Below are 21,022 nucleotides of genomic sequence, written 5' to 3'. Positions count from 1 at the left end.
CCGGGGGCCCCCACCCCCGCCGGGGGCGGGGGGCCCGGCGCGCGCGCGGCCCGCGGGGGGGCGGGCCCCGGCGGCCCCGCCGCCCCCCCCCGGGGGGGGGGCCGGGGGCCCCGGCGGGGCCCGGGCCCCGCGGCCGGTCAGGGGGCGGGGAGGTAGGCCTGCGCGGCGGCGCAGGTCCAGATGACCGGGCGTTCGGTCCCGCCCGCGTCGACGGCGACCCCGCCGACCTGGTCCTTGTCGGTGACGGTGAAGGCCGCGGAGAAGCCGGTGGGGGCGAGCCGCGGGAGTGCCTTCATCGGGCCGCTGCCGGGCCAGTACTGGGCCTGGACCGGGGGTGGCTCGTCCGGCGGGTATTCGTAGAGCGAGTCGGAGGCCGTGCCCACGGAGACGTTGGTGGTGGGGCTGATGTCCTCGAAGCTTCCGCTGGTCCGGCCCGCGAGGTGGGCGACGGAGTGGGCGTCCTCGTAGGGCGGGGTCCACCGGGTGGCGTGGTCGACCATGGCGCGGGAGTTCCAGAAGACCCCCACGACGCGTCCGGCTGAGTCCACGGCCTCCGGCCGGTACGACTCGTAGTTGCCGCCGAGGGGCTTGAGCTGCGTGGGCAGGGAGCCTGCCTCCGCCGGCCAGAGCAGGCCCGGGCTGATGCCGTAGGGGTCCTCGGGGTCGGGAGAGGGGCCGTCCCCGTGGCCGACGATCTGGCCGGCGTCGTTGATGCCGGTGACCCCTTCGAGCCGGAACCCGGGCGGCAGGGCCAGCTCCCGGCGGACCGCCCCGCCGGACCACTCCACCCCGATCGCACCCACCCCTGGCTGGTGGCGCTGGCCGACGATCCGGCCCTTGTCGTTGACGTCGGCGGCCTGCTCGCCGCCCGGCAGCAGGGTGACCGCCGGCATCCACGGCCGGTAGGCGAACGCCCGGGAGCCGCCGGGCCCGGTCAGTGTTCCGGCCATCAGGCCCCACCGGTTGACGGCCTCCACCCGGCCCCCGGTGTAGCCCGCCGGCAGGGGCACCGGGAACACGGTGGTGCCCAGCCAGTAGGCCGGCTTGCCGTGGGAGACGCCCACGGCCAGCCCGAGCGGGCCGATGCCGTTGACCTGGTTGTCCTCGATCCACGGGCTGGGCTCGGCCGGGTCCGCCCCCGGCAGCGCCTTCAGCACCCTGATGGCCGGCTTGCAGGCGGCTGGGCCGGCCGCGTGGGCCGGCGCGGCGAGCGCCAGCGAGGCGAGCACCGCCCCGGCCGCGGCCGCCCCGAGCACGCGTCTCCCGTTCCCCATGTGTCCCCCCGGTCATGGTGGGGGCCGCCGCAGCTGACGGCCCGTCGGAACACATGATGTCCGGCCGGGGCAGGGGTGAACAGGTGGCCGCTAGACGAATCCCAGTGCGGAGGCTCCGCCGATGCCGCCGAGCAGCATGAACACCGGCATGAGGACCTTGAGCTCCACCCAGCTGCCGGCCCGGAAGCGCAGCGCCCTGGGCGGGCCGACCGGGTACCAGCGCTTGCCGCCGACCGGGATGGGCCAGAGTATCGGGCAGCCGGAGACGGTCAGGGCGTCGCCGACGTCGTGGACCAGGGCGCCCAGCAGGATCGGCAGGCCCAGCCAGAGGTACTCCTGTCCGGGGCCGGTGAAGAGCCAGTCGGCTCCGTTGCCCGGCTGGTCGAGGACTCCGGCCAGGATCCACGCGCTGGTGGCTCCCAGCAGCCAGACCAGGATGTCGCTGGACATCCGGGCGGCCCGCCACAGCAGCCCCTCGACGGCCAGGACCATGTGGACGAAGAGCAGGGCGAGCACGCCCCAGCGGTCGGCGGTGGCCGCGAGGACGGACGCGCCGCCACCGATCAGGACGGCCCACAGCCAGGTGTGGGTGAGGGTGCGGTGGCCGCCGGAGCGGCGGGCGTCCCGGGGTGTCCGGGTGGCCTTGTAGACCGCGTAGGAGAGTTTGTCGACCACCTCGCACAGGCCCCGGGAGAACGGGCCGAAGGCGCGGGAGATGGTGGCCGACTTGTGGTCGAGGTCGGGGGCCAGGGCGGCGCCCGCGCAGATCAGGGCGCCGGCGAGCAGCACGGGCCAGGGCATCGGGTGCCCGGCGGCCGCGGCGGCCGCTCCCACCCCCAGCCAGGCCGCTGCCCCCGAGAGTGAGTGCGCCGGACCCATCATGCTGTTCCCCGCCCCAGTCCTGTCGTGATCGTCGGCGGCCCAGCGTACCCTTGTCGATCTTGGATGCCCGGCCGGTTCCCTCATCGGGGCGGAAGCCAGGCAAGATGGGGGCGTGACCCTCATTGATCAGCTCCCGCCGACCGCCGACCCCGACGCCCTCTTCGAGGCCTTCTCCTCGTGGGCTGAGGCCCAGGGCATCGCCCTGTACCCGGCACAGGAGGAGGCGCTGATCGAGGTGGTCTCCGGGGCGAACGTGATCCTCTCCACCCCGACCGGCTCGGGCAAGAGCCTGGTCGCGGCGGGCGCGCACTTCACCGCCCTGGCCCAGGACAAGGTCACCTTCTACACCGCGCCGATCAAGGCGCTGGTGTCGGAGAAGTTCTTCGACCTGTGCAAGCTGTTCGGCACGGAGAACGTCGGCATGCTCACCGGTGACGCGTCGGTGAACGCGGACGCGCCGGTGATCTGCTGCACCGCCGAGGTGCTGGCCTCCATCGCGCTGCGTGACGGCAAGGACGCCGACATCGGCCAGGTCGTGATGGACGAGTTCCACTTCTACGCCGAGCCGGACCGCGGCTGGGCGTGGCAGATCCCGTTGCTGGAACTGCCCCAGGCGCAGTTCGTGCTGATGTCGGCCACCCTCGGCGACGTCGCGCGGTTCGAGGAGGACCTCACCCGCCGCACCGGCCGGCCCACCTCGGTGGTCCGCTCGGCGACCCGGCCGGTGCCGCTGTCGTACGAGTACGTGACCACGCCGATCACGGACACGCTGACCGAGCTGCTGCAGACCCGGCAGGCGCCCGTCTACATCGTCCACTTCACCCAGGCGCAGGCGGTGGAGCGGGCGCAGTCGCTGATGAGCATCAACATGTGCTCGCGGGAGGAGAAGGACCGGATCGCCGAGCTGATCGGCAACTTCCGGTTCACCACCAAGTTCGGCAAGAACCTCTCCCGCTACGTCCGGCACGGCATCGGGGTGCACCACGCCGGCATGCTGCCGAAGTACCGGCGGCTGGTGGAGAAGCTCGCCCAGGCCGGCCTGCTGAAGGTGATCTGCGGTACCGACACCCTCGGGGTCGGCGTGAACGTCCCGATCCGCACGGTGCTGTTCACGGCGCTCACCAAGTACGACGGCAACCGGGTCAGGACCCTGCGCGCCCGCGAGTTCCACCAGATCGCGGGGCGGGCCGGCCGGGCCGGCTTCGACACCGCCGGCTTCGTGGTGGCGCAGGCGCCCGAGCACGTGATCGAGAACGAGAAGGCCCTGGCGAAGGCGGGCGACGACCCGAAGAAGCGCCGCAAGGTGGTCCGCAAGAAGGCTCCGGAGGGCTTCGTCGGGTGGACCGACAGCACCTTCGAGAAGCTGATCGCCTCCGAGCCCGAACCGCTCACCTCGCGGTTCAAGGTCTCCAACATCATGCTGCTGTCGGTCATCGCCCGGCCCGGCAACGCCTTCGAGGCGATGCGGCGGCTGCTGGAGGACAACCACGAGCCGCGCAAGAACCAGCTGCGGCACATCCGGCGGGCCATCGCCATCTACCGCTCGCTGCTGGACGGGGGCGTGGTGGAGCAGCTGGACACCCCGGACGCGGAGGGCCGCACCATCCGGCTCACCGTCGACCTCCAGCAGGACTTCGCCCTCAACCAGCCGCTGTCGACCTTCGCGCTGGCCTGCTTCGACCTGCTGGACAAGGACTCCCCCTCCTACGCCCTGGACATGGTGTCGGTGGTGGAGTCCACGCTGGACGACCCGCGGCAGATCCTGGCGGCGCAGCAGAACAAGGCGCGCGGCGAGGCCGTGAGCGCGATGAAGGCCGACGGGGTCGAGTACGAGGAGCGGATGGAGCGGCTCCAGGACGTCACCTACCCCAAGCCGCTGGAGGAGCTCCTGCTGCACGCCTACGGCGTGTACCGCAAGAGCCACCCGTGGGTGGGCGACCACCCGGTGTCCCCGAAGTCGATCATCCGTGACATGTACGAGCGGGCGCTGTCCTTCACCGAGTTCACCTCCTTCTACGAGCTGGCCCGCACCGAGGGCATCGTCCTGCGCTACCTGGCGAGCGCGTACAAGGCGCTGGACCACACCATCCCGGACGACCTGAAGTCCGAGGACCTCGTCGACCTGATCGAGTGGCTGGGCGAGATGGTCCGGCAGGTGGACTCCAGCCTGCTCGACGAGTGGGAGCAGCTGGCCAACCCGGAGGTGGAGACGGCCGAAGAGGCCCAGGAGAAGGCCGACCAGGTCAAGCCGGTCACGGCGAACGCCCGCGCCTTCCGGGTCCTGGTCCGCAACGCGATGTTCCGCCGCGTGGAGCTGGCCGCCCTCGACGACGTCGAGGAGCTGGGCGAGATGGACGGCGAGTCCGGCTGGGACGCCGACGCCTGGGGCGAGGCGATGGACGCGTACTGGGACGAGTACGAGGACCTGGGCACCGGGCCGGACGCCCGTGGCCCGAAGATGCTGATGATCGAGGAGGACCCGGCGCACGGCCTGTGGCGCGTCCGGCAGACCTTCGCCGACCCCGAGGGCGACCATGACTGGGGCATCAGCGCCGAGGTCGACCTCGCCGCCTCCGACGAGGAGGGCCGGGCCGTGGTCCGGGTCACCTCGGTCGGCCAGCTCTGACCGTCCGAGCACCACTGCCGCAACCGACAGCCGTGGAGGTCCCCCGATGACGAACCCCGCCGAGAGACTCGTCGATCTGCTCGACCTGGAGCAGATCGAGGTCAACATCTTCCGAGGCCTCAGCCCGCAGGAGTCCCTCCAGCGGGTGTTCGGCGGCCAGGTGGCCGGCCAGGCCCTGGTGGCGGCCGGCCGCACCACCGAGGGCGACCGGCCGGTGCACTCACTGCACGCGTACTTCCTGCGCCCCGGCATCCCCGGGGTGCCGATCGTGTACCAGGTGGAGCGGGTCCGCGACGGGCGTTCCTTCACCACCCGGCGGGTCACCGCGGTCCAGCAGGGCCGTACGATCTTCAATCTCACCGCCTCCTTCCATCAGCCGGAGGACGGCAGCATCGAGCACCAGCTGCCTCCTCGCCTGGACTTCCCCCACCCGGACACGCTGCCGAAGGTCGCGGACGAGATCCGCGAACACCTGGGCGCGCTGCCGGAGGCGCTGGAGCGGATGGCCCGCCGCCAGCCGTTCGACATCCGTTACACGGACCGGCTGCGCTGGACCCCCGAGCAGATCAAGGACGCCGATCCGCGCAGCGCGGTGTGGATGCGCGCCGTCGGCCCGCTGGGCGACGACCCGCTCGTGCACACCTGTGCCCTCACCTACGCCAGTGACATGACCCTCCTCGATGCCGTGCGCATCCCCGTGGAGCCGCTGTGGGGGGTGCGGGGGTTCGACATGGCCAGCCTCGACCACGCCATGTGGTTCCACCGGCCGTTCCGGGCCGACGAGTGGTTCCTGTACGACCAGGAGTCGCCCATCGCCCACGGCGGGCGCGGTCTGGCCCGCGGCCGCATCTACGACCTCGAGGGCCGTCTGCTGGTCTCCGTGGTGCAGGAGGGCCTGTTCCGTCCCTACTCCTCCCCGAAGGGCTGACCGCTTCCGTGTCCACTCCCCTGCCCTGCCCGTGCGGGCTGCCCGCCGCCTACGCGGACTGCTGCGGGCGCTTCCACTCCGGCGCGCAGAGCGCACCCACCGCCGAGCTGCTGATGCGCTCCCGGTTCAGCGCCTTCGCCGTCGGGGACACCGCCTACCTGCTGCGTTCGTGGCACTCCTCGACCCGTCCCGGGCGGCTGGACCTGGACCCCGGGCAGCGCTGGGAGCGGCTGGAGATCCTGGGGACCGAGCGCGGCGGGATGTTCGAGACGGAGGGCTCGGTGGAGTTCCGCGCCCACTACCGGGAGGGCCGGCACACCGGTTCGCTGCACGAGCACAGCACCTTCTCCCGGGAGGACGGTGCCTGGGTCTACGTCGGCCCCCTCACTCCCGTCGTCTTCGACTGAACCCGCGCCCCGGTGAGGGCGAACTCCAGGCCGGTCCGGTACCAGAGCACCTCCTCGGGCTGCTCGGCCCGCAGCAGCAGGCCGGCTACGGCCGCCGCGGCGGGCGCCTGCGGATGCCCGTACGGCGGCGGCGGGGCCAGCCGGTCGAGTCGCGCTCGCTCCGCCGGATCGGGCACGGCCTCGGCCAGCTGTTCCGCAGGCAGTACGGAGGCGAGCACGGCGGCCCGCTCCCATGGGTCCGCGGCTCGTCTCAGCAGCAGGCCCACGTGCCGGCCGCGCCAGCGGCGCGCACGCAGGTCCTCCCGCCCTGCGATCCGCTCCCGATCCGCCTCGGGTGCTCCGCCCCGCAGCAGTTCCGGCTTGCGCTCGGCCAGTTCCCGTAAGTCCTGGGCCAGGTAGAGCCAGACCACCGCCCGGTAGCGGTTGATCCGGTAGCCCACGGGGGTGAGGTGGCCACAGCGCGCGAGCCGGGTGAACCGGCTGGGGCTGACTCCCAGCAGCTCCGCCGCCGCGGCCGGGCCCACCGTCTCCACCCGGCTGCGCAAGGCGTCCGGGAACCCCTCCGCCGCCCGGATCCGGTCGAGGTCGGCGCGGCGGTACCGGGCGCCCGCGCCGGCCCGCGAACCGGCCGTCGCGGTCGCCGCCACGCCCGCCGTCCTGCTCGTCCCGGCCGTCCTGCTCGTCCCGGCCGTCGCGGCCGTCCCGGTCGTGGCCGTCGCCGGCCTGACGATCCCCAGTTGCACCGCACGGGCGAACTCGCCGCGCTTCAGGCCGAGCTCTCCGGCCGCCCGGACTCCGCCCACCATCGTCTCCGTCATCGGATTCCCCTTCTCCCTCACTCGATCACTCTCCGTGATGAAGTTAGGGCCAGTGGGCCACCCTGTGCGAGCCCTGTGGAAAACCGTCAGTAGCGTCTAACGTAAGACGCATGACATCAGACCTCCCCACGTACGAGGACGTCTCCGCCGCGGCCGCCCGCATCACCGGCCAGGCCCACCGCACCCCCGTGTTCCGGTCCCGGCTCGTCAACGCCCGACTCGGCCTGGAAGTCCTGTTCAAGTGCGAGAACCTCCAGCGCACGGGCGCCTTCAAGTTCCGCGGCGCCTACCACGCGCTCTCCCGGTTCACCCCCGAACAGCGCCGCGCCGGCGTGGTCGCCTACTCCTCCGGCAACCACGCCCAGGCCGTCTCCCTCGCCGCCCGCCTCCTGGACATCCCCGCGACCATCGTCATGCCGCACGACGCCCCCGCCGTCAAGGTGGCCGCCACCAAGGGGTACGGCGGCCGGGTGGTCGCCTACGACCGCTACGCGGAGGACCGTGAGGAGATCGGCCGGACCCTGGTCGAGCGCCACGGCATGACCCTGGTCCCGCCCTACGACCACCCGGACGTCATCGCCGGCCAGGGCACCGCGGCGAAGGAGCTGTTCGAGGAGGCGGGCGCACTCGACGCACTGTTCGTCCCCTTCGGCGGCGGCGGTCTCCTCGCCGGCTCCGCCCTCGCCGCGGGCGCGCTCGCCCCGGACTGCCGCCTCCACGGAGTGGAGCCCGAAGCCGGTGACCACGGCCGCCGCTCCCTGGCCGAGGGACGCATCGTCCGCATCGACCCGCCCCGCACCATCGCGGACGGCGCGCAGGTCACGCACATCGGCGAGCACAACTTCCGCGTGCTGCGGGCGGCCGCCCCCGCGGTCGTCACCGCCACCGACGCCGAACTCGTCGAGGCCATGGGGCTCTTCGCGGCGCACCTGAAACTGGTGGTCGAGCCCACCGGTTGCCTGGGACTCGCCGCCCTGCTCACCCACGCCGGAGCGTGGCGGGGCGGCCGCGTCGGCGTCCTGGTCAGCGGCGGCAACGTCGACCCGGCCCGGTTTGCCGAACTCCTCGCCTCCGGCGACCGACGGCCCCGGCCCGACGGCCCGTCGCAACCGCCGCCACCCGTCACCAAGATCTGATCCCGTAGGCTCGGCCCCGCAACAGCGCGGGCACGGACGGGAGCGGGACGACGGTGAGCAGCGGGACAGGGGCGCGGGAGCTGGCGGACGAGGTCGTACGGGCGCTGCGGAACAGCGACCGGGTGAAGCCGCTGGACGGCTTCACGGCCGAGCAGCTGGACGGCTGGCAGGTGGACCTGCCCGAGGTGGTCCGCCGGATCCTGCTGGAGGTCGGCGGCGTCGAAGCCGACGACGTCCGCTACGAGTTCGGGCCGCGCCGCACCTACCGGATCAGCCTGTTCCGCCACGGCACCTGGGAACTCGGGTACCTGGAGGAGGCGGAGGCACCGTTGCTCGTGGGCGTCGACGGTAGCGGACGCCAGGACTGGGGGCCCGTGGTGGCCGCGGGCACCAGCGAGGACGGACAGGTCACGGTCCTCGCCCCCACCTTCACCCACTGGCTGCTGGGCCTCGCCGCCGACGGCGACCCGGCGGCCGGCATCCGCTACGGCGACGGCCACGGTGACGGCAACGGCGACGGCGACGGCGACGGCGACGGCGACGGCGTGAGTGCCGCCGCGCGTGCCGTAGTCCGTGCCGTGCCGAGCGTCGAGGCCGCCGAGGGACCGGATCCGGTCCTGGCGGAACTGGTCGGGCGCGGTGATTCCCTGACCGACGTGGCCGACCTGCGCGACCTGCCCGGCTACCCCTGCCGGGTGCTCTGGGAGCCGTACCACTCCACGGAGTTCAACACGGCCGACACCGGCTCCAGCGAGGTCCACACCAGCATGGTCGGCGGCGGCCGGGCTCTGCTGCTGCGCAGCGAGGTCAGCGGCGACTTCCTGGGCCGACCCGTACGCCGGCACACCCTGCCCGCCGACGCCGCGGACCGGGCGGTGGCCGAACTCCGCGCGCTGGCCGCCGAATCGCCCGAGGACGTACGGCTCGGCCCCGGCTCCACCGACGCCGAGATGGACGGCTGGCCGGTGCCCGTCCCGGCCGCCGTACGGGCCGTGTTCCGCGAGATCGGCTCGGTCGCCGTCCGCGGTCTGCCCGAGCTGCACCTGCGCCCCGGCGCACCGGAGCTGGAGGTCGACCCCGACGTCCACCGGATGCTGGGCGGCGACGGCACGTACTGGCCGCTGGCCCGGGTCGAATACGGCCCCTACTGGGCGCTCGCCCAGATCCGTGTCGACCCTGACGACGGCTCCTGGGGCTGCGCCGTGTCGGTGATGGCGGTGCCCGACACCCTGCGGGAGTACCCGGACCTGACCTTCATCGGCGAGTGCCTGGAGGACCTGCTGCTCACCTACGCGCGTCTGGCGCGCGCGGCGGCCGACCGCGAACGCGCGGGCGACGAGCGCCGGATCGGCGGTGGCTGGCTGTTCCCCAACACCGGCGAGGCGTGGCCGCGCCCGGTGCCCGTCGAGGAGTGGGCCGGCGCCGACGACCCGCTGCTGGCGGCCGCGGCGCAACTGCCGCCCGGCACGCACGCGGTGGACCTGCGCATCGCGCCCGTACCGAGCGACGTGTGCTTCCACCGGGCCGAGGACTGGCCGTGGCGGGCGTCCCTGGACCGGCTCACCTTCCCCGGCGGCGGGGCCCTGGTGGTGGCGGAGGTCCGCCGCGGTTCACCGTCCTGAGCGCGCCGCCGGCCCGTCCCCCGCAGCCGGCCGGGCCGGGTGCGGGCCGGGCGGCCGGACCCGCCCGGTCACCCGCCGGTGGTACGGCGTTCCGCCACGCCCAGGTGTTCGCCGACCCGGTTGACCAGCAGGGTCATCTCGTACGCCACCTGCCCGATGTCCGCCTCGGCGGCGCTCAGCACGCACAGGCAGCTGCCCGCGCCGGCCCCCATGACGAACAGCACGCCCTCGTCGTACTCGACCATCGTCTGCCGGACCTCGCCGGCGCGGAAGTGCCGGCCGGAACCCTTGGCCAGGCTCTGCAGACCGGCCGAGACCGCCGCGAGGTGCTCCGCATCCTCCCGGGCCAGGCCGGCGCTCGCGCCCGTGACCAGCCCGTCGTTGGACAGCACCACCGCGTGCCGGACCTGCTGGACCCTGCGGGTCAGATCGTCCAGCAGCCAGTCCAGCTGCTTGTCCAGTGCCATTCTCGCCCCTCCCCGTGCACGCGGCGGATCCCGCCGCGCGTCTGTGGTCCCGCCAGCCTTCCCCACCAGCGCCTTTCCGGCAAGGAGGATGTACCCATGGCGAGCAAGATGACTGAAGAGGAATGGCGGGCCTTCGTCTCGCATTCCACGCGTACCGGCAAACTCGCGACGGTCCGTTCCGACGGCAGCCCGCACACCGCGCCGGTCTGGTTCCTCCTGGACGGCGACTCCTTCGTGTTCACCACCGGCAAGGACACCGTCAAAGGGCGCAACCTGGTGCGGGACGGCCGGGTCTGCCTGTGCGTGGACGACGACCGGCCGCCCTACGCGTACGTGGTCCTCCAGGGCCGGGCCGAGACCTCCGAGTACGCGGACGGCGCCGAGGCCATGCTCCACTGGGCGACCCGGATCGGCGGCCGCTACATGGGCGAGGAGCGCGCGGCGGCGTTCGGCCGGCGCAACGCCGTACCCGGCGAGCTGCTCGTGCGGGTGCGCATCGAGAAGGTGATCGCCGAGGCGGGCGTGGCCGGCTGGGACTCGCAGTCCGATGGCTGACCTGCTGTGACGACCGTGCACGACGGGCGGCAGCACGGATCCGCTGACCGAGGGCAACCAGGGCGGGAGGCGCCGGTGGAATTCCCGGCCCCGGGCCCGGCTCGCCTCCTCTGTGATCGCCACCGCGGCGCCTAAGCTGCCCTCGTAGAGGCAACCGCGCCGCAGACACCGGCGGCCTGCCGAGGCGGACGGGAGTTCGATGTCGGAACGGATCCCGCCGGCTGCCTGGGAGAAGTTCGACGTCGCGTTGCAACAGCAGATCCTCGCCGCTCGGCCTGCCGAAGTCGCCGTACTCATCGTCCTCGCTCCGGACGCTGATCTCCCGCCGGGATCGGTGATGCGTGGCGGGGCCGTCGACGCCACGCGTCGGGCATTCGGGCGCCAAGCCGAGCCGGTGGTCGGCGCCCTCGTTGCGGCGGGCGGGCGCGACATCCGCGAGTTCTGGCTCAATCACACGATTGCGGCCCGCGTATCGCTAACGTCGTTGGTCGCGGTCGCGGGTCGTCCGGAGGTCAGGCAGGTACTGCTGGATTCGCCGAGGCAGGCCTTGATCACGAAAGAGCACTGAGAGGAGCCAGGATGCCCTCGCCGCCCCCTGGAAGGGATGCCCTGTCCGCCGCCGACGGCAGCCGTGCACAGTTCGACTGGTACGTACAGACGAGACGCCGACAGCAGCTCGCGGAACTGACGGCGGAGAACCCGGCAGCGGTGCAGAAGGTCGATCCGTGGGTCGTCGACACGATTCTCGTCGAGCGCGAGGCGCGCAAGCTCGCCAACTGGACCGGTGCGCCGGGACCGACCGATGAGCCGGTGCACGAAGTCCTGATCAACATGGTGTCGGGCCGGAATGCCACACGTCGAGGTGCCGTTCCGAAAGCCGAACGGGCCCGGACGATCCAAACGCGGCAAGCCGAGGCCGCCACCTTCCTGCAGGCCATCAACGCGGACCTCGAACGGCGGGGCATCGAGGTCCAGGAGGAGTTCTGGCTGACCCACAGCGTGCGCGCCACGCTCACTTCGTCCGAGGTGCTGGCGGTAGCGTCGCGAGCCGACGTCGTCAGTGTGACCAGCAACAAGCAGCGCCATGTGCAGTGCCTCGACGTCAGTCGGCCGCTCATCCGGGCGGATGCCCTGCCCACCGGCACCACGGGGGCGGGCATCACCGTAGCCGTCATCGATACGGGCGTGGACGCCGCACACCCCGCGCTCGCGGGCGCGGTCGGCCCGCAACAGGACATCACCGGTACGGCGGTGAACCGCGATGACCAGGGCCACGGCACTCATTGCGCGGGAATCATCGCGAGCCGGAACACGACGTTCCGGGGTGTCGCGCCCGGCGCCGACATCGTCGACATCCGGTTCATGACCGGCACGGGCAACGCCACTCCGGCGGGCGCGACCGCGGCGCTGACCGCCGCGGCAACCTCCGGCGTCGACGTCGCGAGCAACAGTTGGGGCTTCTCCCACCGCGACGGCGCGTGGGTCTGCCCCTCCGGCAACTGTGTGCTGTGCACCGCCGCCGACAACCTCGTGAACCTCGGCGTGGTGGTGGTCGTCGCCTCCGGGAACGAAGGCGTCGACTTCTGGGGGGACTTCACGACCAAGATCCGGTGCCCCGGTAACGCACGCAACGTCATCACCGTCGGGGCCACCGACGACGAGGACGACATCGCGGACTTCACCAGCCACGGCTCGACCCCGGACGGCAGGCTCAAGCCGGACGTCGCAGCCCCGGGTGTCTTCATCGCCTCGGCGCGGGCACCGGGCACGGGAAGGCCGCAAGACGTCGTCGCGCCGGGCTTCATCAACAAATCCGGCACCAGCATGGCGACGCCCCACGTGGCAGGTGTGGCCGCGCTCATGCTGGACAAGAACCCCGGCATCACCCCCGCCACGGTCAAGAGGCTCATCGTCACGACCACACCGGGACCGATCCCGCTCGTCTGGTACGGCAGGGTCGACGCACTCGCGGCGGTCAACGCCACGCCGGCGCCGTCGTGACGGCACACCACACCACCGGTCGGAAACCGCCGATGAGGAGAGACGTCCCATGCCCGACGATTTCGCGCCCCGAGCCGCAAGCGTCACCGACAACGACAGAACACTCGCGGGCGCGGTGCGGAGCGGGGTCAGGGACTTCAAAACCGAAAACCCGGTCGAGTTCCAGGAGATGGTGGGCGAGTTCGACGGCCGTCGGGCCAACGTGGCCGTGCTCGGCTTCGGCCGGATCAACGTCCGCGTCGGTGGTGGAGACGTCGTCATCGAACCCGGGCTGGGATCGGGGGAAATGATGCACGGCGCGGTGTACCGGGAAGCCGCCCAGCTGATCGCGGCCGGCCGCCTCACGCCGCTTCAGGCGTACTTCCGGGGAGACGTCATCGTCCGGGCTCCGGCCGGCGACCTGCACAACGGCTACGGCTTCTTCGTCCGGTTCGCCGAACTCGCCTTCGCATCGGCGAAGCTGCGCACGCAGCTCGACGAGCTGTGCGATGAATTCCTCTGAGATCTCGTTGCCACCCCTCGACAACGGGTGGGCCACGCGGCTCGACGGTGCCCTGCACGAGGCGGTGACCGTGCAGGACGCCGCTCTGGGCCGGATCGCCGGTGGACTGATCCGCCACGGCGGCAAGCGGCTGCGCCCACAGTTGCTGTTCCTCGCCGCGAGCCTCGGCAAGGCCGAGGAAGTACTGCTCGTCCATGCCGCCGCCGTCATCGAACTCATCCACGTCGGGTCACTGCTGCACGACGACGTGATGGACGGTGCGGCGACGAGACGCGGAGCGCCCACCGCGAACTCCCGGTGGGGCAACACCCATGCCGCCACGACGGGTACGCACGTGCTCGCGTGCGCGATGGCCGAGCTGGCCCACCTGCCGCACGAGGCGGTGTCGGCGGTGACGGAAGCGGCGTTCACGTTGTGCAGTGGCCAACTCCGCGAGACCGAACACGCGTACGACACGGAGTTGACCGCCGACGAGCACCTCGAGATCATCCGCATGAAGACGGCCACGCTGTTCGGATTGCCCTGCCGGCTGGGCGCGCTACTGGCCGCGTGCGATCCCCACCATTCAGACGCTCTCTTCCGCTTCGGCCAGCACTTGGGGATCGCGTTCCAGCTCACCGACGACCTGCTCGACCTCGTCGGCGACCCGGCCAGTCTGGGCAAGCCGACGGGTACCGATCTCCGTGCCGGCGTGTTCTCGTACTCGGTCCTCCTCGCACTGCGTCAGAACCCTCGGGGGCGGCTGGCGGCACTGCTGCGCCACGAGGACCTCACCGAGCGGGAGGCAGCCGAAGCGGCGGGGCTGGTGCGTCTCAGCGGCACCGTGGACCTGACGCGCGAACTCGTGCGTACGCACACCGGCCTCGCTGCCGCCGCGCTCGCCGGGCTCCCGGAGTTCCCCGGCCGCGACGCCCTCGCTGACATGCCCCGACGTATCGCGAGCCGAGTCCGGTGACCGTGCGACATCTCTACGACGCCGTGGTGGTCGGTGCGGGTCCCGCAGGCTGCGCCGCCGCCTACCATCTCGCGGTCCGGGGCCGCCGAGTCCTGCTGCTCGAGGCGCAGCGCTTCCCGCGGGACAAAGTGTGCGGCGATGCGCTGACCCAGCGGGCCGTCCGAATCCTCGCCGCGATGGGCGTCCTCGACTCGCTGCCCCATGCGGAACGGATGCGGGGCGCGCGGGTCCACATGCGCGGCCGTGGTCGGCGCGACTTCGTCTACGACGCCTACCCCGGCACGGAGAGTCACGGCCTCGTGGTGCCGCGTGTCGTGCTCGACCAGGCCGTGGCCCGCCGCGCCGTGGCGGTCGGCGCCGAGCTGTGGGAGGGCGCCGCTGTCACGGCCCCGATCATCGAGGGCGGACGGGTCCTCGGCGTACGGGTGCGCCGTGACGGGCGCACCGTCGACGTCCGGGCGGCTGCGGTCGTCGCAGCCGATGGTGCACGGTCCCCGCTGGCGCGCGCTGTCGGTCTGCTTCCGGAGGGCGACCTCGGCATCGGTGTCCGCGGCTACCTGACCGGTCTCGACGGGCCGCGGGACCTCCAGGAGGCCTTCCTGCCCCTGGACGACATCGCGGGCCGGGACCTCTTGCCGTCGTTCGGCTGGATCAACCCGACGAGCGCATCGGGATCGAACGTCGGCGTCGCGCTGTTCCGTCCCGGATACGAAGGCAGCGCGCAGCAGGTACTGCAGCACTTCCTCGCCCGGCTGAGCACACGCGTGAAGGGGTTCGGCGGTCCGCCGCGGGGGGAGTGGGCGACGGCACCGTTCCCCCTCGACTTCTCCCCCGACCGTTGCGTGGCCGACGGCATCCTGCTCGTCGGCGACGCGGCGGGGCTGGTGAACCCGTTCACCGGGGAGGGCGTCAGCTACGCACTCGAGTCCGGAAGGACCGCGGCCGAGGTGATCGACCGCGGGCTGACCAGCGATCCCCTGCGTCCGGATCTGCTGGACCACGCGATGCTGCTGGAGCATTCGTACTCGGGGTGGCTGGGAGCGGGCCGCCGGTCGGCACAGCGGTATCAATTCGTCTGGCGGGTCCTGGAGAGCACCTTCGACAGCGAGCGCGCGCCGTTCGCCCTTTGCCGCCGGGCGGTTCTCCTGCCCGAGGGCACCGGCGAACTCCGGGCGCACCGCACGATCGACGACGTGGCGTCCCTGATGGCCCCGGGGATCGACGTACGCGCCGATCTCCTCGGCGTCGGTGAGCTCATGACGAGTTCCGTCCGGGACGAGTGGCCCTTCCTGGCCCGCGTCGCCACGTCGGGATGGGGCGATCCCGGAGTCTCGTTCCGGCCGGCGCTGTTGCTCCTGCTGGCATCCCACTTCGGTGACCCCGGCACACGCTGCCGGATCAAGCTGGGCGCCGCGATCGAGCTGAGCGCGTTGGCCGCCCTCGCGCAACTCGGCGTGGAGAACACACCCACACCACGCTCCAGCTGGGGCAACAGGTTCGCCATCCTGGTCAGCGACCTGCTGATGTCAAAGTCCTTGCAGTTCGCCACCGACGGCGGCCCCGAGGCTCTCGCGGTCCTCTCCCAGGCCGTCACGAAGGTGTGCACCGGACGGATCCGCGAGCGGCAGCACGCGTTCGATCCGGGGGTGACGGAGGACGAGCACCTGTCGCTGGTCGAGTCGCAGACCGCATCGTCGTTCGAATTGCCCTGCCGGCTCGGCGCCATGGTGGCGGGAGTCGACCCGGAGCACGCCGGAGCACTCGCGCGCTACGGGCGTGCCCTCGGCGTCGCGTTCCGGCTGACCGAGGACATCCGTGCGCTCACCGGGGCCGGCGGCCGGGGCGACGACACCGCGGGCGCCGTGCTGCGCGACGGCACGCTGGCACATCCCGTACTGGTCGCGATGCGGCGTACGCAAGGAAGACTGACGAGCCTCGTGCGCGACGGGTGCTCGACGGCGGACCAGGTCGACGAAGCGGTGGCGCTCGTCCGCGAGAGCGGAGCGCTCGACCTCAGCCGTGCTCTGGCACGCGAGCAGGCTGTCCGGGCGGCGGTCGCGCTCACGGCACTGCCGGAAGGCCCGCCACGCGCATCGTTGTTCGCGCTGATCGACTACGCGGTCACGCGACGGGTCCCGCCACGACCCGACCTGGAGTCACTGTGGGAGTGACGGGGGGTGAGCGAGGTGGTTTCCGCCGATGCCGGTCGGCTCCCGCCACATGCCGATCCCGGCATCCCGGGCCCGGCCCCGGCGAGGACCCCCGCGAGCGACGATCCAGCCGACCGGCGGCACCTCCTCAGGCCGGGTCGGCCTGGGGTTCCACCGCGTCCAGCAGCCGGGCGGTGTGCACCCGCCCGGCGTACTCGACGAGCCGGATCAGCACCTCCTTGCCCGAGTCCCTGTCCCGCGCGTCGCACAGCACCACCGGGGTCCCCGTGTCCAGGTCGAGGGCGCGCGACACGTCGTGCGCGCCGTACGCGCGGGCACCGGCGAAGCAGTTGACGGCGACCACGAAGGGGATCCGGCGGTGTTCGAAGTAGTCGACGGCCGGGAAGCAGTCCTCCAGGCGGCGGGTGTCGGCGAGCACCACCGCTCCCAGCGCGCCCTGCGACAGCTCGTCCCAGAGGAACCAGAAGCGGTCCTGGCCGGGCGTGCCGAAGAGGTACAGGGACAGTCCGGCGCGGATGGTGATCCGGCCGAAGTCCATGGCCACCGTCGTGGTCGTCTTCTGGTCCACCCCGCCCGTGTCGTCGACCGTCTCGCCCGCTTCGCTGAGGAGTTCCTCGGTGCGCAGCGGGCGGATCTCGCTGACCGCCCCGACCATGGTGGTCTTGCCGACCCCGAAGCCGCCGGCGACGAGGATCTTCAGTGCGAGCGCCGCCAGTTCGGTGTCCGCTTCCGGCCCCACGTGCCCGTCCAGTCCCATCACAGCGCTCGCAATCCCTCGATGACTTCCCGCAGAATCCGCTCGTCCGGCAGCTGGGCCGGCGGCACGGGCCGGCTGACCCTGACGTGGCCCCCTTCCAGCAGGTCGCCGAGCAGCACCCGGACGACGCCGACGGGCAGGTCCGCCTCGGCGGCGAGTTCGGCGACCGACTGGGTCTCCGCCCGGCACAGGCCGAGCAGCGCCCGGTGTTCGGGGCCGAGCAGGGCCTCGGCGGTGTCGTCGCCACCGCCGTCCGGATCGACCACGACCAGCGCGATGAGGTCGAAGCGGACGCCGTGCGGCCCGGGCTTGGTGCGCCCGCCGGTCATGGCGTACGGACGGACGAGCGGGCCCGCGTCGGCGTCGTACCACTGGCCGTTCATGTCCCGTGCCGCCCTCAGCCCGCGGCCGGCGGGTGGGCGGCGAACCGCGGCGGGGTGTAGAGGTGTTCGCCGACCCGCTTGACCAGGCGTGCCATCTCGTAGGCGATGAGGCCGATGTCGGCGTCGGCGGAGCTGAGGACGGCCAGGCAGGAGCCGTCGCCCGCGGCCGCGACGAAGAGGAAGCCCTCGTCCATCTCCACCATGGTCTGGCGCACGCCCCCGGCGTGGAAGTGCCGGCCCGCTCCCTTGGCGAGGCTGTGGAACCCGGAGGCCACGGCGGCCAGGTGTTCGGCGTCCTCGCGGCTGAGGGCGCTGGAGGAGCCCACGGCCAGGCCGTCGTTGGACAGGACGACGGCGTGCCGGACCTCGCGCACGCGCAGCACCAGGTCGTCCAGCAGCCAGTCCAGTTCACCGCCGCGGCGGGCTCCGTCGAGGTCGGTCCTGCGGTGTTCGATCATCACTGCTCTCCTCTGCTCTGTGCGGCGTCCTCGGCGCCGCGGACCCAGCCGGCCCGGTAGGCGGTCATCCGGTCGCGGGCCTCCTCTGGGCTGCGGCCGGGCGGGTCCTGCGGGCTGCGCGGGGTGACCGGGGCGGGTGCGGCCGGGGCCTCGCGGAGCTGGGGGACCAGGCTGGCCTGGCGGACCCGGCGGGGCAGTTCGGTGACCTCGGCCAGGACGGACCGGCCGTCGGCGGCGGGCCGGGGGCCGGGGGTGGTGCGAGGGGTGCCGCGCGTGCCGGTACCGGGCGCGGGTACGGGTACGGGCGCGGTCGTGGGCGCGGGCGCGGGTGACGGGTTCTGGCCGCGGAGGCGCAGGGTCGCCACCGGCGTGGGCTTCGGCCCCGCCGGGGCGTCCCCGGGGCGGGTGGGCGCGGGCCGGGTGTGGACGTGCCTGGCGTACGGGTCGGCTTGCGCGGGCTCCCGGTCGGCGGCCCGGCCGTGCGGCGGCGTCACGTCGCGCGCAGCGGGCCCGCGCGGGGAGGAGGCGGCCGGCGGCACGGTCAGCGGTGCCGGGCGCGGCGCCGGTGCCGGACCGGGTCCGGCGTGGCCCGGGTCGGCGTGGCCCGGGTCGGCGTGGCCCGGGTCGGGCGCTGCGCCGTCGGCCTCGGGTGCCGGCGCGATCGCGTCCTGGAGCAGCGCGTTGGGGAGCAGGACCACCGCGGTGGTGCCTCCGTACGGGGAGGTGCGGAGCTGGACCCTGATCCCGTGACGGGCGGAGAGCCTGCTGACCACGAACAGGCCGAGCCGGTCGCTGTCGAACAGGTCGAGCGCCTCGGACTGTTCGATGCGCCGGTTGGCCTCGGCGAGGGTGCCGCGGCCCATCCCGAGGCCGCGGTCCTCGACTTCGAGGACGTAGCCGGTGCCGACGGGTTCGCCGCTGACCCGGACCTTGGTGTGGGGCGGCGAGAACTGGGCGGCGTTCTCGATGAGTTCCGCGAGGAGGTGGGTGAGGTCGGCGACCGCGCCGCCGATGACGGAGGCCTCGGCGAGTCCGCCGACCTCGACCCGGGGGTAGTCCTCGATCTCGGAGACGGCGGCGCGGACCACGTTGGTGAGGGGCACGGGCATCCGCCAGGCACGTCCGGGGGCGGCGCCGGACAGGATGATCAGGCTCTCGGCGTGGCGGCGCATGCGGGTGGTGAGGTGGTCCAGCCGGAAGAGGTCGCCGAGCTCGTTCGGGTCGTCGGCGCGGCGTTCCATGGAGTCGAGAAGGGCGAGCTGGCGGTGTACCAGGACCTGGCTGCGGCGGGCCAGGTTGACGAAGACCCCGGAGATGCCGCTGGCGAGTTCGGCGCGTTCCACGGCGGCGCTGAGCGCGGCCCGGTGGACGGTGTCGAGGGCGGCGCCGACCTGGGCGATCTCGTCGTCGGCGGGGTCGACGGGCGGGGCTTCGGCGTCGACGTCGACGTCCTGGCCGGCGCGGAGGCGTTCCATGGCGTGCGGGAGTTTGCGGTGGGCGATCTCCAGGGCACCGTTGCGGAGGGAGACGAGCTCGACGACCAGGGAGCGGCCGATCCGGACGGAGATGACCAGGGAGGCGGCGACCGCGGCGAGACCGAGGAGCACGGCGGCCCCGGCCGGACCGATCAGTCCTTCGGCGAGGGGGTCGGCCCGGTGGGCTGCCTCCGCGCGGGCGGCGGTCCCGATGTCGCGCATGGCTCCGGCGACGGCGTCGTGCGCACGTTCCCAGCCGGCCGGTGCGCCGTCGGCCTCGCGGCCGGTGCCGGCGGCGAGGACCCGGTCCTCGGCCGCAGTGAGGTCGGCGTGGTCCTGGCCGGTGAGTACGGCGCGCCAGGCCGCGGCCTGTGGGGCGGGGAGGTCGCGGGCCGCGACCTGGGTGAGGACGCGGCGGGTCTCCACGGTGCCGGTGAGGCGGCGGACCGTTTCGGCGGTGCGCGGGCCGGGGGTGGAGAGCAGGGCGTCCTCGCGGGCGAGGAATTCGCCGGCCCGGGTGAACTCCAGGAGCACGCGGCCCGCGGCCCCGGTGCCGGAGTCCTTCATCCCGGCGAGGGCGCCGTCGACGGCGAGGGCGGAGTCGATGACCGCGGTGTACGTGTCGTAGGCCGCGTCGGGGGTGGCCCGGCGGGCGCCGATGTCCGTGCGCGCGCCGGCGAGGGCTTCGGCGGAGGCGACGAAGGCACGGAGGCGGGCGGCGACGTCGGCGGGGTAGTCCCCGGAGTCGGCGACGGTGTGGCCGGGGCCCAGGCGGAGGCGGTCGACGGCCGTCTCGCTGCGCCGTCCCTGCTCGTGGAGCGCGGCGGCCTGCTCCCCGGCGGAGGCGGACCCGGCACCCGAACCCGAACCCGAACCGGAGCCGGAGCCGGAATCGGAACCGGAGCCGGAGCCGGAGCCGGAGGCCGAGCCGGCGCCCGGCGCGGCCAGCAGCCGGACGGCGGCCCGGCGTTCGGCCTGGAGCTCGGTGACGGCGGCGGCGACCGGGGTGCGGATCTCGTCGTCGACCTGCCGGGCACGGCTGAGCCGGGCGATGTCCTGGGCGGTGCTGACGGTGGCGAAGGCCCAGAGGGCGAGGAGGGAGACCACCGGCACCATCAGCAGCGACACGATCTTGGCCCGGACGGTGCCGGGGCGCAGTCCCGGGCGGCCGGGGCGCCGGCCCCGGCCCTGACCGGGGCCAGGGCCGGGGCCCTGACCGTGGCCGCCACCGTGGCCGCCGCCGGGGCCGCCGCCGGAACGGCCGCCGGAACGGCCGCCGGAACGGCCGCCGGATCCGCCGTCCGGGATGTCGCCAGGGCCTTCGGCGGAGGCCGTCCCCGCACGGCCCGCCCGGTCCGCGCCGGAGCCGCCCCGGTCGTGCGCGCCGGCGTACGTCCGGGCTTCGGCGCCGGGTCCTTCGCCCCGGGGCGGCGGTACGCCGTCATCGGCGGTGCGGCCGCCCGTTCGGCCGGCCCGGAGGGCGGCCCGGTCCTCCTCGGCGGGTGGGCCGGCGTGTGCCCTGCGGCCGCGTGCCGGGGGCGCGGGCAGCCGGGACGCGGAGGCGTCCGGTGTCCTGCGGGGTGTGCGCATGGGCTCCTCGTTCCG

19 protein-coding genes are annotated in these 21,022 nt (G+C 73.3%); 11 read left to right on the top strand and 8 right to left on the bottom strand.

The annotated features are described in order from the left end of the window. Window positions 1-137: 137 nt before the first annotated feature. Window positions 138-1,274 carry a hypothetical protein gene (locus tag ACFY61_RS11615; RefSeq protein ID WP_389470120.1) on the bottom strand — a complete coding sequence of 379 codons (1,137 nt, stop codon included), beginning with the start codon at window positions 1,272-1,274 and terminating at the stop codon, window positions 138-140. Window positions 1,275-1,364: 90 nt separating this feature from the next. Beyond that, a complete protein-coding gene (locus ACFY61_RS11610; RefSeq protein WP_389470119.1) occupies window positions 1,365-2,156 on the bottom strand; it encodes a metal-dependent hydrolase in 792 nt (263 codons plus the stop codon). A 112-nt stretch (window positions 2,157-2,268) separates the two neighbouring features. Between ACFY61_RS11610 and ACFY61_RS11605 the strand changes: the two genes are divergently transcribed. The 3 genes from ACFY61_RS11605 to ACFY61_RS11595 are packed head-to-tail and all read left to right on the top strand — an operon-like array spanning window position 2,269 to window position 6,117. Next, the gene (locus ACFY61_RS11605) at window positions 2,269-4,782 is read left to right on the top strand and encodes a DEAD/DEAH box helicase (protein ID WP_389470117.1); all 2,514 of its coding nucleotides are present in this window, start codon (window positions 2,269-2,271) and stop codon (window positions 4,780-4,782) included. 46 nt (window positions 4,783-4,828) lie between these two features. After that, window positions 4,829-5,710 (top strand): acyl-CoA thioesterase, encoded by an 882-nt coding sequence (locus ACFY61_RS11600; protein WP_389470116.1) that lies wholly within the window; start codon window positions 4,829-4,831, stop codon window positions 5,708-5,710. 8 nt (window positions 5,711-5,718) lie between these two features. Then, window positions 5,719-6,117, top strand: a complete 399-nt coding sequence (locus ACFY61_RS11595) for a YchJ family protein (RefSeq protein ID WP_389470114.1) — start codon at window positions 5,719-5,721, stop codon at window positions 6,115-6,117. On the opposite strand, the gene ACFY61_RS11590 is transcribed toward ACFY61_RS11595, so the two are convergent. Beyond that, window positions 6,081-6,935, bottom strand: a complete 855-nt coding sequence (locus ACFY61_RS11590) for a DUF6397 family protein (protein WP_389470111.1) — start codon at window positions 6,933-6,935, stop codon at window positions 6,081-6,083. The genes ACFY61_RS11595 and ACFY61_RS11590 overlap by 37 nt on opposite strands. Before the next feature lie 110 nt (window positions 6,936-7,045). Between ACFY61_RS11590 and ACFY61_RS11585 the strand changes: the two genes are divergently transcribed. Both ACFY61_RS11585 and ACFY61_RS11580 read left to right on the top strand, forming a co-directional pair. Continuing rightward, window positions 7,046-8,071, top strand: coding sequence for a threo-3-hydroxy-L-aspartate ammonia-lyase (locus ACFY61_RS11585; protein ID WP_389470108.1), 1,026 nt, complete (start codon window positions 7,046-7,048; stop codon window positions 8,069-8,071). A gap of 53 nt (window positions 8,072-8,124) precedes the next feature. Next, a complete protein-coding gene (locus ACFY61_RS11580) occupies window positions 8,125-9,693 on the top strand; it encodes a hypothetical protein (protein ID WP_389470105.1) in 1,569 nt (522 codons plus the stop codon). A gap of 68 nt (window positions 9,694-9,761) precedes the next feature. On the opposite strand, the gene ACFY61_RS11575 is transcribed toward ACFY61_RS11580, so the two are convergent. Then, window positions 9,762-10,160 carry a roadblock/LC7 domain-containing protein gene (locus tag ACFY61_RS11575; protein ID WP_366475433.1) on the bottom strand — a complete coding sequence of 133 codons (399 nt, stop codon included), beginning with the start codon at window positions 10,158-10,160 and terminating at the stop codon, window positions 9,762-9,764. A gap of 96 nt (window positions 10,161-10,256) precedes the next feature. Between ACFY61_RS11575 and ACFY61_RS11570 the strand changes: the two genes are divergently transcribed. The 6 genes from ACFY61_RS11570 (at window position 10,257) to ACFY61_RS11545 (ending at window position 16,344) form a co-directional block, all read left to right on the top strand. Then, a complete protein-coding gene (locus tag ACFY61_RS11570) occupies window positions 10,257-10,715 on the top strand; it encodes a PPOX class F420-dependent oxidoreductase (protein WP_389470102.1) in 459 nt (152 codons plus the stop codon). Between the two features lie 199 nt (window positions 10,716-10,914). Then, entirely contained in the window at window positions 10,915-11,283 is a 369-nt protein-coding gene (locus ACFY61_RS11565) for a hypothetical protein (protein ID WP_389470100.1), read from the top strand. 11 nt (window positions 11,284-11,294) lie between these two features. Next, window positions 11,295-12,716: a S8 family serine peptidase gene (locus ACFY61_RS11560; RefSeq protein WP_389470097.1), complete on the top strand. Its 1,422-nt coding sequence runs from the start codon at window positions 11,295-11,297 to the stop codon at window positions 12,714-12,716. A gap of 49 nt (window positions 12,717-12,765) precedes the next feature. Continuing rightward, window positions 12,766-13,218: a hypothetical protein gene (locus ACFY61_RS11555; RefSeq protein ID WP_389470094.1), complete on the top strand. Its 453-nt coding sequence runs from the start codon at window positions 12,766-12,768 to the stop codon at window positions 13,216-13,218. After that, window positions 13,205-14,173, top strand: a complete 969-nt coding sequence (locus tag ACFY61_RS11550) for a polyprenyl synthetase family protein (RefSeq protein WP_389470092.1) — start codon at window positions 13,205-13,207, stop codon at window positions 14,171-14,173. The genes ACFY61_RS11555 and ACFY61_RS11550 overlap by 14 nt, the downstream gene beginning before the upstream one ends. After that, a complete protein-coding gene (locus ACFY61_RS11545; protein ID WP_389470089.1) occupies window positions 14,170-16,344 on the top strand; it encodes a geranylgeranyl reductase family protein in 2,175 nt (724 codons plus the stop codon). The genes ACFY61_RS11550 and ACFY61_RS11545 overlap by 4 nt, the downstream gene beginning before the upstream one ends. 127 nt (window positions 16,345-16,471) lie before the next feature. Here the strand turns inward: ACFY61_RS11545 and ACFY61_RS11540 are convergent, their stop codons facing one another. The 4 genes from ACFY61_RS11540 to ACFY61_RS11525 are packed head-to-tail and all read right to left on the bottom strand — an operon-like array spanning window position 16,472 to window position 21,007. Continuing rightward, window positions 16,472-17,101, bottom strand: coding sequence for an ATP/GTP-binding protein (locus tag ACFY61_RS11540; RefSeq protein ID WP_389470426.1), 630 nt, complete (start codon window positions 17,099-17,101; stop codon window positions 16,472-16,474). Beyond that, on the bottom strand, window positions 17,101-17,484 hold the full coding sequence (locus ACFY61_RS11535; protein ID WP_389470088.1) for a DUF742 domain-containing protein: 384 nt from the start codon (window positions 17,482-17,484) through the stop codon (window positions 17,101-17,103). Before ACFY61_RS11535 ends, ACFY61_RS11540 begins: the two co-directional genes overlap by 1 nt. A gap of 14 nt (window positions 17,485-17,498) precedes the next feature. Next, window positions 17,499-17,942: a roadblock/LC7 domain-containing protein gene (locus ACFY61_RS11530; protein ID WP_389470085.1), complete on the bottom strand. Its 444-nt coding sequence runs from the start codon at window positions 17,940-17,942 to the stop codon at window positions 17,499-17,501. Continuing rightward, the gene (locus tag ACFY61_RS11525) at window positions 17,942-21,007 is read right to left on the bottom strand and encodes a nitrate- and nitrite sensing domain-containing protein (protein WP_389470084.1); all 3,066 of its coding nucleotides are present in this window, start codon (window positions 21,005-21,007) and stop codon (window positions 17,942-17,944) included. The genes ACFY61_RS11530 and ACFY61_RS11525 overlap by 1 nt, the downstream gene beginning before the upstream one ends. Between the last annotated feature and the right edge of the window lie 15 nt (window positions 21,008-21,022).

Source organism: Streptomyces sp. NPDC012888 (genome assembly GCF_042900645.1).
GTDB lineage: Bacteria > Actinomycetota > Actinomycetes > Streptomycetales > Streptomycetaceae > Streptomyces.
Note: the sequence above shows the minus strand (reverse complement) of the source record. Positions and strands in the feature narration are given on the sequence as shown.